Source organism: Paenibacillus sp. FSL R10-2796 (assembly GCF_037965315.1).
In the GTDB taxonomy this organism is placed as follows: domain Bacteria; phylum Bacillota; class Bacilli; order Paenibacillales; family Paenibacillaceae; genus Paenibacillus_AQ; species Paenibacillus_AQ odorifer.
The window spans coordinates 2,378,959-2,391,476 of record NZ_CP150178.1; the positions used below are offsets into that span (position 1 = coordinate 2,378,959).

The following is a 12,518-nucleotide window of genomic DNA, read 5'->3' on the forward strand; positions in this document are numbered from 1 at the left end:
TTGTAATCGACATTATTATGGACATTAAGGAGATTGCATTTCAGTAAATGGGAAAATCAATTAAAATATAGAATATTAGGAAAAATGGGGTGGGGCAATGGGAGTTTTTCGAAAAGTTGAATTATTGAAGGATTACACACGCACGGAAACGTTCCAAGAAGAGTCAGAGGGAAGGAAAATAGTTATAAGTATTTATTATCCGGATACAGAGGGTGTATTAAATAAAAACGCATCTGCAATGAAATATATGGAGCTTTTCGGGCCCTGTCAACAACAGGCGAGAGAGCTTCTACAAGATATTGGCATGAACATGGAAATCATAAATACATTATCTACCTCAATCAGCGATCGGACCTTTCAAAGCAAATCCAAACGCTCCTATCCAGTCATCATCTACTCACCTGCATTAGGTTTAGATAGAGATATGTATATTTATAATATAGAAGCGCTGGCCAAGCAAGGTTTCATAGTGGTAACGGTCAGTGCTGCGTACGAAGCTATGTTTACTGTTTGCCCTAGTGGAGAATTTATTAATCAATCCGAAGCTATGAGGCAAATAAAAGCTGCGGATTATACCGATTTACATAACTTAATTTCCATTCGAAAAAAAGATATCCAATACGTTCTGGATCACCTGTCCACGCTTAATTCTATGGATAAAGATGTGAAGGGCTTATTTGATATGAATAAGATTGGTATTATCGGCCATTCCATCGGCGGTGCTACTGCATTAGATTTAACTATGGAAGACGATAGAATTAAAGCTGCTATTTTATTAGATGCAAGCATGCACTTATATATTGAGAATGAAGAGAAGAACAATACTGTGCCGCTTCTTGTATTAAGGCAAAAGGCCTCGACCTTAAAATCCTTAAGTAATATATTACAGGAGGAACTGGCAAATGATTTCATCAAAGGACAAGAGGCGCTTTTTCAGAATTGGAAGGGACATAAATCTTTTCTAAAAATACGAAAGGCTACACATATGTCATTTAGCGATCTGCCCCTTTATGAGGAAGGAGAGACTTTAAAACAAAGAACCTGTGAAATTCATACTTGCCTAAATGAGCTTATAAGTAAGTTCCTTTTGGAGCATCTTTTAGATCAGGGGCAAGGTTATTCGGTATTAATTAGTAGGGTTCATAAAGATTTTTGCGAGATCCATGGTAGTGGAGAAGAAATTCTGTAAATTAGCAATAAACTCTCCTTTGTTTATACCGATAAACATATATAAGGGAGGGAATTATGAATGCATTCTGCTCAGTCTAATGAGAAAATATGTAATCATATTGAAAAATACATAGGTGTTATTGATAATGTTTTTAAAGAAATTATTTCAGGTGTTCTGTCGATAGATATTCTAATTCTTGATCCGACGCCTGAGCGGAACTTCTATACTTTAATTACCTCTGGAATGAGCGAATTACCGATGACGGTGCCAGAAGGTGCAGAAGAATATCAATATGCTGAACTAATGATTTGTCTCCCTCCTACCTGGAAGCTGTCGGATGAGGCTTTTAAGGATGAACGGAATTATTGGCCGATTCGAGCCCTGAAAACAATGGCTAGGTTTCCGCATGAATATAATACATGGCTTTATATGGGGCATACGCTTGTGAACGGTAATCCCGCCCAGCCTTATAGTGAGGATACAGGATTTCAAGGGATGTTCGTTTGGGTTCCAGATGTAAAAGATAAAGCCGGTTTCTTTAATTTAGAAATGAGCCATGAGAAAGTGGTGCACTTTTATACGTTAATTCCGCTCTATGGGGAGGAGTTAGATTATAAAATCAAGCATAGCGAGGAAGAGTTACTACACAAGTTAAATAAGATTGGGGTTACGGATGTTTTGGATCCTTCCCGTAAAAATAGTTGTAAGAAGTTATGGGGACTCTTTTAAATACAAGAAAAAACGGCTGAGAGCCGTTTTTTTATTTTTTGATTCCAAAAGCAATCCAGCGACCATCCACATCTTCGATCACAAATTCCTTGTTATTATAATCGGTGTTTGATAAAGAACGAACAATATGAACACCGGCGGCTTCGAACTCCTTCTCCAACTCTTGTTGCTGCTTCGTAATAAAATAGGCATCGTATCCATAACCGTACAACTCTCGATTGGGAATGACCTTTTGTCCATGGGATTGCGTAAGGATAATCTCTGTATCGTCACGATACAAACAAAGATGTGGTTCTTGTGTATCTAAATAGGGCACAGCTTTAAAACCTAAGTACTGGCTGTAGAAGGCAGCGGTTTGCTCAATATTCAACGTAGGGAAAATACTATGTGATTGTAAGAGCTTTTTGTCCACGAGTGAGGTCATCCTTTCAAAGAAAAAATAGATATCCATATATTACCTTAAGATAGAAGTTTCAACAATACACGGAGTTTCCATTTAGCAGAAGATTATTCACGGTTGACATCATCGCTATTCTATAATAATATACATGCATGAGCATGCATTTATAAATATTTTATATAAGATGAACTTAGAAACTCATGTTCACTGGAAGCATTGATCATACTATACTTAGTTTTTTATAAAGAGGAGAGATATCATGAAGGACTTGTTCACCCCGTATGAATTGAAGGATTTGAAGCTGAAGAACCGCGTGGTTATGCCTCCAATGTGTCAGTATTCAGTGTCTAACAAAGACGGAATTGCTACGGATTGGCATTATAATCATTACGTAAGCCGCGCTGTTGGCGGAACCGGATTAATTATTATTGAAATGACGGACGTGGAGCCTGATGGCCGGATTACTGATTTTGATCTTGGCATTTGGTCTGATGAGCAAATTCCTGCACTGGCCAGAATCGTTGAAGCTTGTCATTCATATGGTGCTAAAGTGGGTATTCAGATTGCACACGCCGGACGTAAAGCAGAAGACGCAGCAGTTCCTGTATCCTCCTCTAACGTTCCTTTTGACGCTGACTCCAAAACACCACGTGCCTTAACAACTGAAGAAGTGAAAGCTATGGTTGAGAAATTCCGGTTGGGCGTGAAGCGGGCGATTCAAGCGGGATTTGATGTTATCGAGCTTCATGGAGCGCATGGTTACCTTATTCATCAGTTCCATTCCCCTCTAACCAATCAAAGAACAGATGAATATGGCAAGGATTTAACACTGTTTGGTACAGAAGTCATTCGCGCAGCAAAAAGTGAAATGCCGGAAGGAATGCCATTGATTATGCGTATCTCGGCTCAAGAATATGTTGAGGGCGGGTACGGTATCAAAGAAAGCTTGGAATTTAGTAAAGCTTACAAAGAAGCAGGCGCAGATATTTTTCATATCAGTGCAGGTGGTGAAGGTCCTATCGCAGCTGCCGGGAAACCAGGGACGCATGCAGCTTATCAGGTCCCTTTGGCTAGAGAAATCAAATATGGCTTGAATGTTCCGGTTATTGCGGTTGGCAGATTGGATGAGCCTGTACTTGCTAATGCCGTGATTGGGAATGAGGAAGCTGATCTTGTTGCCGTGGGCCGGGGCATGTTGAGAAATCCATACTGGACGCTGGAAGCAGGGGTCGAGCTTCAGAAAGATGCTGGTATTCCCAGACAATATTCTTTCGGGTTTCCAAGAATTAATGGATAAAGATTAATTTAAATGGTGTGAAGTCTAAACAAAATAATTGTAAAGTGTGGAGGGGCCGGCTTCTTGGAGAAACGGTCTCTCCTCTTTTTTTAAAATAAAATAAAGTATAAGTATCGAACCTATACTTTATGTATGGTTGTGGATTGTAGTACTATTATATAGAAGGAAAAGATCATGAAAAGCCATACACCCGGGAGATGAATAATAAAATGGGCGACATTCTTAACAATGAACTTATAACGAGTTGGTTGACGTTAACGCATATACAAATGAATGTGACGAATGAATTGGAAGCTAATCTACAAGCCAAACATGGCTTATCCTTGAAAGAATTTTATTTGCTGTTATTTTTGTCGGAAGCGCCGGAGAAGAAACTGAAATTGCAGAAACTCGAAGCTATGGTGGGTTTAAGCCAGAGTGCAGTTTCCCGACTGGTTAGTCGGTTTGAGGCCAAAGGCTGTGGCGCTTTAGAAAGAAAAGCGTGTGATGCTGATCGCAGAAGTATCTATACTGCCTTGACTGCCATTGGCGAAGACAAGCTCCTTCGTGCACAAGATACCTTTCAAGAGACCCTGCTTGCAGCTTTTCCAGAAAAAGATGTGAAAGAGCTTTTGGATCAAATGCTTCGCATGAAGCAACAGTCATGAATTCACAATAAAACCTCTGTTTTGGTAAATGGACCGAATCTCCATTTCCCATACAGAGGTTTTTTAGTGTGGGGCGCTATTTACATCCTACCTGTTCATTCTACTGTTGCTGGGAAAGCCGGTAATAATTATAGTCTTCATGTTCAATTGTAATCTCGTCAAGAAGCTCGAAACCACATTTTTGAATGACTCTATTAGACGGGATATTGTGTTTCAGAGCAATGGCGTTTAATACATCGGTAGAGCTATTATCAAACAAATACTTAATTAATCCCTTGGCAGCTTGAGTAGTGTAGCCTTTACCGCGATGATCCTTGGATATGGCATACATAATCTCTCTGTTAGGAACGGGCAATTCATCCTTAATTCCTGTACAACACCAACCAATAAACTCACCGGACTCTTTTAAAATAATGCCTAAACGAAGACGAAGCTCTCCGATATCTCCGCCCGCTGAGATCGCTTGAAGAAACTGCTGGTTCTCTTTTATTTCATAGTTTATTAACCAGTCCAACCGTTGTTCTTTAGGAACATTCCAATCTGGCAAGAATTCAATAATTTCAGGCTGTAGAGTAAGCGCATGAAACTCCTCTAAATCCTCCACGCTATACTCCCGCAGAAAAATATCTTTACAATCAATCGTAAATAAATCACTAGAATTGGCCTCTTCATTCACAACCTCGCTCAACTTGTACCACTCCTTTATTAACTAACAGATATTTTACCATGAAACAAATGATTGATTTGGTAATATTTGATTATAAAAATTGTTTTCTTTTATTTCACATAAATATTAATTGGTTAATATATTAATTGACTATAAAATATGTTATTATGTTTCGTATAAACGGCAATGAACTAATTTGGTTAGGTTTTTAAGATTTCTACTATAAAGATAACAGGTGATCTTCTATGAAAAATGACAACGGTAACAAATTTATTAATGGTAGTCTAATTGCGCATTATAAGTTTGATAATCCAGAGGATGTAGGTCAAGATTTCTCGGGGAACGGCAATGATGGAACCGCTTCAGGTACGCAGCTGCCGACTATTAAATCCGTAGCAGGTAGACAAGCTGTTGCGCTTGCTGGGGGAGAACATGGCACATCTTATATTTCATTACCTAACGATCTGCTTAAAGAGGTCAGTGACCATACAGGAATTACGATTTCGACCTGGATGTATGTAAGCAAAGCTTCAAGCTTATGGGAAAGAATTTTTGATTTTGGTAAAGGTGAAACAGGACCTTATCTTTTTGTAACCCGTAATTTGCGGGGCACTTGTTTTGCAGGGGAAGATTTAATTGCAGATCCAGGGAAATCCTTTGCGACTGATGAATGGGTACACGTTTCCTTTGCAGTTACAGGCACAAAAGGTGGAACACTAAGCAGTGCAGGTCCTGTGATGTATGTAAATGGTGAAGTAGTTGCGGATGGAATGATCAGCCAAACCTCGAGTGGCACATATGCTAAGCTGCGCACATGGTTTGCTACTTTTGAAGACCAACTGAATTATAGCAATAATACAATCGGGAAATCCCAGTACGCGGCAGATGTTGATTTTGGCGGCTATATTTCGGACTTCCGTGTATATAAAGCAGGCTTAACTCAAGATGAAGTGATTGAAATTATGTGCGAATCTTTGACGGATGAAGATATCGTTAAGCTTGCAAAAGATAAATACTTAACCTTCCCAAGCTCGATTATTACCAAAGATATCGAATTGCCAGCTTCGCTGATGGGCGGAAAAGTTGACGTATCTTGGATATCCAGCGATTCCAAAGTCATTTCTAATGAAGGCGTTGTGAATAAAGGAGTTCAATCTGCTCAAGGTGTAACGCTTACAGCACATTTGAAAAAGGGAGCTAGTACAGTAGAAAAGAGCTTCACGGTGTCTGTGCTTCCGGAAGATTTGCCACCTTACACTTTAACGATTGACGGCAATCAGGAGATTTTGGATGTTAGCCAAATTCTATATGGTTTATTCTATGAGGACATTAACAATGCAGCAGACGGTGGGATCTATGCAGAGCTAGTGCAGAATCGCTCCTTCGAATCTTTTGCTTTTGACAGCTATTCGCATGTATGTGGTGTACATGGTGCTTCCACCGGAAGAAATTATACACCTCTTCACGCATGGTCTGGGGATACAGACCAAATGACTGTCCATAATACAGGCGGATTAAACGATTTCTTCGGCATCGATGATAAAGATATGAATGCGCATTATGTGACGGTAGCGGATGGCGCGACGATTAATAATAGAGGTTTTGCCGATTCCAATCAGCACTGCTCGATGTTTATTCAGGAAGATGCCAAGTACAACTTCACGATTTGGGCGAAGGCAGAAGCAGCGGGCACAATTACCTTGCAATTGCTCGACAAAGACGGTAAAGCCATCAGCGATACTGCAGTTGTTGAAGTAAACGGTGACGGCAGCTGGAAGAAGTATGGTGTCGATTCAAAGCTTGTATTAACAGGATCTGAAACTGTGCTTGGTCAGCTGGCTTTAACCTTTAACGGTGAGATCTCCATTGATATGGTTTCCTTAATTCCTGATGACGTTTGGGGCGCTGGTGAAGAGGAACGTTCTGCTACAGCTCATGCTAACTATAAAGGAAATTCAAACTATAGATTGCGAAAAGACTTAGTGAATGCACTCGTTGATCTTCATCCTACCTTCCTGCGTTTCCCTGGGGGTTGTATTTCTGAAGGTTCTCACATTTGGGAGAACGTGTACGATTGGAAAGAGTCCGTCAACGATATCGAATTGCGCAAAGAGAACTATAACGTATGGGGCTACATGATGACCATGGGTCTTGGATATATGGAGTATTTCCAATTAGCCGAGGATTTGAACGCAACACCACTTCCGGTTATGGCCTGCGGCGTACTCTGTCAAGCTCGTTCGGATTATGCGAATCCAGCTGGCGGTGCGTTAAGAGATTATTATGTGAAGAACTTTACGGATCTGATTGATTTTGCGATTAGCATGGATTTTGACAATAATGAGTGGGCTGCATTGCGTAAAAAGATGGGCCATGAAGCAGCGTTTGATCTGCGTTATTTGGGTGTGGGGAATGAAAACTGGGGTACAGAGTTTTTCGCCAACTTCGAATATTTTAAAACAGTGATTGATGAGTATATGGTAAAGAACTATCCTGATCATGAATTGACTATTCTCTCTACCGTGGGTGCACAGGCAGATGATGATGCTTACCAGCAAGGTTGGAAATTCCTAAGCGGAAATTTACAGGGCTCGGAAAAAATCAGCTTTACGGATGGTACATCGAGCATCGAAGAGACTGTTACCTGGTACGAAAAACAAAAGAACTACATGAATACCATTGCGGATGAGCATTACTACCGTTCCAATGAATATTTGTTAGAGAATGCTGATCGTTACAACTACTATTACAGAGCCTATAAGGAAGACGGCAGCTTGGATGAGGCTGAAACTTCAAAGGTTTTTGTGGGTGAATATGCTTCCACAGATAAAAACACATTGGCAGGAGCTGTTGCTGAGGCGGCGATTATGTCCAGCTTCGAGAATAACTCTGATGTGATTAGATTGGCGGCAACGGCACCGTTGTTCAACAAGGTTCTGACAGATGGCACCTATAGATGGACACCGGATTGCATCTGGTTCGATGATGAAACCGTATGGTACACACCGAACTATTATGTTCAGCAGCTGTATGCTAAATACCTGGGAACCAAAGTGGTTGGCACCTCATTTTCGACTTATCGCAACGGGGAGAAGGTAGACCTCATTCCTCATGGAGGAATTGAAGTGGCTGCGGGGAAATCATCTGTGATCGTGAAACGGGTGAAAGTGACTTCGAATGTAGATGGCAGTGTATGGTTGGATCAAGATTTCACGCAGCCGCTGGATGAAGCTTGGAAAGTGATTCCTGGCTCTGCCGGATATACGATTGATCCTTCCAAAGGTCTGGTATTGAAAGCGCAGAATGGCGGATTGAATGGATTGTATATCCTTAATGACGCGTGGACTAATTATAAAGTAGAGGTTGTAGCTGAAAAAGCTTCTGGCGAAGATGGCTTCTATGTAGGCGCAGGTCTGACAGAAATCTCACCGGAAAATAAAGATGTTATCGAATATGCGATTGGCTACAATGGCGATGCCACAGGAGTCAAGGTGTACAAGCAAGGGATTGAGGCTTATACTCTCGGCGATTATTCCTCTAGTACCGCTGCTGGTAACCTTAGAGCCAGTTGCTATGAAGAGCTTGCGGATCATACGGAATATACCATCACCGTTAATTATGGCGGAGCAGATGGCAAACATTTGATTTGCTCTTATACAGATGGCAAGGTAACAAGCAAAGTACTGGATTATAAGCTTGAGGCTTATAACAGAGAGGTATACAATTCCGTAACTAAAGATGATAAGCATCTTTATGTGAAGCTTGTAAATGCGGATGGTGTAGAAAAAGCAACGAAGCTTGATCTAAAAGGCTTAAAAGTAGCTGCTACTGGTAAACGGATTACCTTAACCGGAGACGCCTCGCTGGTTCACACACCTAATGTGAACAGAAAAAATGATGAGAAGGTTACACCAGTTGAAACGGAAATCGTAATTGATAAAGACACGGCAATTGTGAAGCTAGCTGCCAATTCCGTGAATGTGATTGTTCTGGATCTGATTTAATAGAAAATATGCTGTTCAACACGCGCCGATCTTTTTGTTCGGCGCGTGTTGTTGTTTAACAAGCCTCTAAATCGGTTGATGATTATATAGAGAGAACTGCCCACTTGCTTGATGAATCTCAGAATCTATCTTACACTGGTGAAAGTACAATCACCGACTGACCCTCCAGCCCGCGATCCTCCCAGATGTTTTATCCACAGTTGCCTTCATTACTCCAGAATACAGTGCATACCCTAGCCCCTAAAAAGGAGAACGATAAAATGATGAAATCATTCAAAACGGACTGGAAAGCAAATCTGAAAAATCCTCAAACGATTATGGCCTTGTTTACTTATCGTTATGGAAATTGGGTGTATTATCGAGTGAAGAATGGCATCGTGCGAAAACCTTTGTGGCTTTTGTATCGAATAATGGATGTGCTTTTTGTCCGTATTCTTGCGAATGGCGAGCTTCACGCTCAAGCTCAAATTGGTGACGCGCTTCATTTACCGCATGGTTTAAATGGGATTATCATTAGTCCTAAAGCGGTGCTTGGAAGCCATGCTACTATTTTTCATCAAGTGACTATTGGCGGGAGAAATAACTTAGGAGAGCCAGTGATTGGAGACAGAGCTTTTATTGGAGTAGGCTCCAAGATTCTTGGACCGGTTGTCATTGGTAACGATGTTAATATCGGGGCCATGTCTGTCGTGGTAAAGGATGTGCCGGATAACGCTTCGGCTGTAGGTATTCCTGCTAAAAATATATTGCGGAGTGAACCGAAACCAGAGAATACAAGATAAAGACGTTAGGTTCTAGTACATAGGGTACGCGTGCGCTTTATTTTAATATCTTACAGGGTATAATTAAAGCATCCAAGTAATCTTGTAATAACCTTCTAGAGATCGGAGTAATGAAATGAAATATAGCAATTTAGAAGAGTGTGTTAATGATTTAGAGAAACACGGACATTTAGTTCGTATTCATGAAGAAGTGGACCCTTATCTAGAGATGGCGGCGATTCACCTAAAGGTTTATGAGGCTGGCGGACCTGCATTATTATTTGAAAATGTAAAAGGCTCGAAGTTTCGGGCCGTATCTAACCTTTTTGGAACGTTAGAGCGCAGTAAGTTTATCTTTCGGCGTACTTGGGACTCCACACATAACGTAATTGCCCTTCGCAACGATCCCGTAAAAGCACTCAAAAATCCATTTAAATATGTTGGTACCGGATTATCCGCGAGAAAAGCATTGCCTATTAAAAAGCCAGGGGGTCTGCCAAGCGGTTTTCAGGAAATTAGTATCTCTGATCTTCCGCTAATCACACATTGGCCGGGAGATGGTGGTGCTTTTGTAACCTTGCCGCAGGTGTATTCAGAAGATCCGGACAAGCCGGGCATTATGAACTCCAATCTGGGAATGTACCGTGTGCAGCTGACTGGAAATGAGTATGAATTAAATAAAGAAGTGGGCATTCATTATCAAATTCATCGCGGCATTGGCGTACATCAGGAAAAAGCGAACCGCCAAGGACAACCGCTTAAAGTAAGTTGTTTTATCGGTGGACCACCCGCTCACTCTTTATCGGCGGTTATGCCTTTGCCTGAGGGAATGAGTGAGATGATCGTTGCAGGATTACTTTCAGGACGCCATTTCAGCTATAGCTATGTGGATGGTTATTGTATCAGCAATGATGCGGACTTTGTAATAACAGGTGAAATTCACCCTGGTGAGACGAAGCCGGAGGGGCCTTTTGGCGACCATTTAGGCTATTATAGCTTGGTTCACCCTTTCCCAGTAATGAGAGTACATAAAGTGTACGCCAGAAAAAATGCAATCTTTCCATTTACGGTTGTCGGCCGGCCGCCACAAGAGGATACCGCGTTTGGTGAGTTAATTCACGAGCTGACAGGTGGGGCTATCCGCCAAGAAATTCCGGGCGTCAAAGAAGTTCATGCAGTCGATGCTGCGGGTGTTCATCCCCTGCTGTTCGCCATTGGCAGTGAACGTTATACGCCTTATCAGCAAGTAAAGCAGCCAGCGGAAATTCTGACCATTGCTAACCGGATTTTAGGGACGGGTCAGCTTAGTTTAGCTAAGTTTTTGTTTATTACAGCAGAAGAGAATCAGCCTATCAGCACACATAATATCGAGGATTTCTTGACGTATATCTTAGAGCGGATTAATCTTCATAGAGATATTCATTTCTATACCAATACCACGATTGATACACTTGATTATTCCGGCACAGGATTAAACAGCGGAAGTAAAGTGATCTTCGCAGCAGTAGGGGATAAGAAAAGAGAGCTATGTACAGAGGTGCCAGGCCTGCTGAAAGAATTACAGGGATTTGAACATGCACGAATGGTGATGCCTGGTCTTGTTGCCCTTCAAGGCGCTAAATTCACAAGCTACGCTGAAGCAGCACTGGAAATGAACAAGCTTAGTGAAGCTATTCAGGAGCAAGGGTCACTTCCTTCTTGCCCAATGATTATTTTGTGTGATGATAGCGAGTTTTTGAGTGAAAAGATCGACAATTTCCTATGGGCGACGTTCACCCGCAGTAATCCATCTCATGATATCTATGGAGTGAACAGTTCTACTGAGTATAAACATTGGTCCTGTGATAACGTGATTATTGATGCTCGGGTAAAACCCCATCAAGCCCCGCCACTGATCCCAGACCCAACCGTTCAGAAGCATATCGAACGATTATTTGCGTCAGGTGGCAGTTTAAGCAGAGTTAAGATATAGAGAAACATTCATCGGCCTTCTTGGGAATCCAAGGAGGCCTATTTGCTGTTTGTGAAATGATTTTGCTCATATGAAATAAAAAAGGAATAGGGGTATTATGGGGTATGTGGCATATATTTACTATTGATATTGGGGAAGTGTTGTTCTGATGGAAATTATGGAAACCGAACGTTTATGGATTAGAAGGTTCTCAGCAGAGGATTGGAAAGACCTTCATGAATATTTGTCGCAAGAAAGTGTTGTGAAATATGAGCCCTATTCCGTTTTTAATGCAGATGAATCTCGCACTGAGGCGCTCAGACGGTCATCGGACCGTGCTTTTTGGGCAGTCTGTCTTAAATCTACGACAAAAATGATCGGCAACTTATATTTTCAAGCGAGCGAACCAAAGGTTTTTGGCGTTTGGGAATTTGGATATGTTTTTAACCCTGATTTTCAGGGAAGCGGGTATGCTACAGAGGCTTGTAATCAATTGTTAAACTATGGCTTTGATAATCTGAAAATGAGACGTGTGATTGCGAACTGTGATCCCGAAAATACACGCTCATGGAAACTGCTTGAACGATTGAAGCTTCGTCGAGAAGGACATTTTTTGCAGACAGGTTATTTTAAATACGATAGTAATGGAGAGCCAATCTGGCATGATACTTATTCCTATGGATTGCTCAGAAGCGAATGGTTAAGGATGAAGGAATAGCAAAACTGTTGTCGTAATCTCAAAAGCGGGTGTCCCCTCACTGATTCTTCTGTCCTAACTTCTTCCCAAATCGTAGGTTTTTATAACTATAGGCGAAGAAATTGAACGGTTTAGTGTATGATAAAATCTGTTTTTTAAATGTTCAGAGTGACACTTAGGTGGTAGTATCGTGT

General features: G+C 41.3%; 10 protein-coding genes. 8 read left to right on the top strand and 2 right to left on the bottom strand.

Features of this window, described 5'->3' with window-relative positions; genetic code table 11:
- Positions 1 to 97: 97 nt before the first annotated feature.
- Together NST58_RS10585 and NST58_RS10590 are read left to right on the top strand one after the other, a co-directional pair.
- Positions 98 to 1,189: a hypothetical protein gene (locus NST58_RS10585; protein WP_312148630.1), complete on the top strand. Its 1,092-nt coding sequence runs from the start codon at positions 98 to 100 to the stop codon at positions 1,187 to 1,189.
- A 60-nt stretch (positions 1,190 to 1,249) separates the two neighbouring features.
- Positions 1,250 to 1,900, top strand: coding sequence for a suppressor of fused domain protein (locus NST58_RS10590; protein ID WP_076124958.1), 651 nt, complete (start codon positions 1,250 to 1,252; stop codon positions 1,898 to 1,900).
- 31 nt (positions 1,901 to 1,931) lie between these two features.
- Here NST58_RS10590 and NST58_RS10595 read toward each other — a convergent pair whose 3' ends face one another.
- A complete protein-coding gene (locus NST58_RS10595) occupies positions 1,932 to 2,312 on the bottom strand; it encodes a VOC family protein (protein ID WP_076191215.1) in 381 nt (126 codons plus the stop codon).
- Between the two features lie 247 nt (positions 2,313 to 2,559).
- Between NST58_RS10595 and NST58_RS10600 the strand changes: the two genes are divergently transcribed.
- Together NST58_RS10600 and NST58_RS10605 are read left to right on the top strand one after the other, a co-directional pair.
- On the top strand, positions 2,560 to 3,597 hold the full coding sequence (locus NST58_RS10600) for an NADH:flavin oxidoreductase/NADH oxidase (protein WP_076124961.1): 1,038 nt from the start codon (positions 2,560 to 2,562) through the stop codon (positions 3,595 to 3,597).
- 209 nt (positions 3,598 to 3,806) lie between these two features.
- Positions 3,807 to 4,244 carry a helix-turn-helix domain-containing protein gene (locus NST58_RS10605; protein ID WP_081386204.1) on the top strand — a complete coding sequence of 146 codons (438 nt, stop codon included), beginning with the start codon at positions 3,807 to 3,809 and terminating at the stop codon, positions 4,242 to 4,244.
- Between the two features lie 100 nt (positions 4,245 to 4,344).
- On the opposite strand, the gene NST58_RS10610 is transcribed toward NST58_RS10605, so the two are convergent.
- Positions 4,345 to 4,932, bottom strand: a complete 588-nt coding sequence (locus tag NST58_RS10610) for a GNAT family N-acetyltransferase (protein WP_256716512.1) — start codon at positions 4,930 to 4,932, stop codon at positions 4,345 to 4,347.
- Positions 4,933 to 5,156: 224 nt separating this feature from the next.
- Here NST58_RS10610 and NST58_RS10615 point away from each other — a divergent pair, with 224 nt between their 5' ends.
- From NST58_RS10615 to NST58_RS10630, 4 genes are all read left to right on the top strand, one after another.
- Positions 5,157 to 8,915, top strand: a complete 3,759-nt coding sequence (locus NST58_RS10615) for an alpha-L-arabinofuranosidase C-terminal domain-containing protein (RefSeq protein ID WP_339247671.1) — start codon at positions 5,157 to 5,159, stop codon at positions 8,913 to 8,915.
- A 260-nt stretch (positions 8,916 to 9,175) separates the two neighbouring features.
- Complete coding sequence (locus NST58_RS10620) at positions 9,176 to 9,697, top strand: serine acetyltransferase (protein ID WP_036679239.1); 522 nt, start codon at positions 9,176 to 9,178, stop codon at positions 9,695 to 9,697.
- Positions 9,698 to 9,812: 115 nt separating this feature from the next.
- On the top strand, positions 9,813 to 11,648 hold the full coding sequence (locus NST58_RS10625; RefSeq protein ID WP_076191224.1) for a UbiD family decarboxylase: 1,836 nt from the start codon (positions 9,813 to 9,815) through the stop codon (positions 11,646 to 11,648).
- Between the two features lie 148 nt (positions 11,649 to 11,796).
- Positions 11,797 to 12,345, top strand: coding sequence for a GNAT family protein (locus NST58_RS10630; protein ID WP_175618910.1), 549 nt, complete (start codon positions 11,797 to 11,799; stop codon positions 12,343 to 12,345).
- Positions 12,346 to 12,518 lie beyond the last annotated feature (173 nt).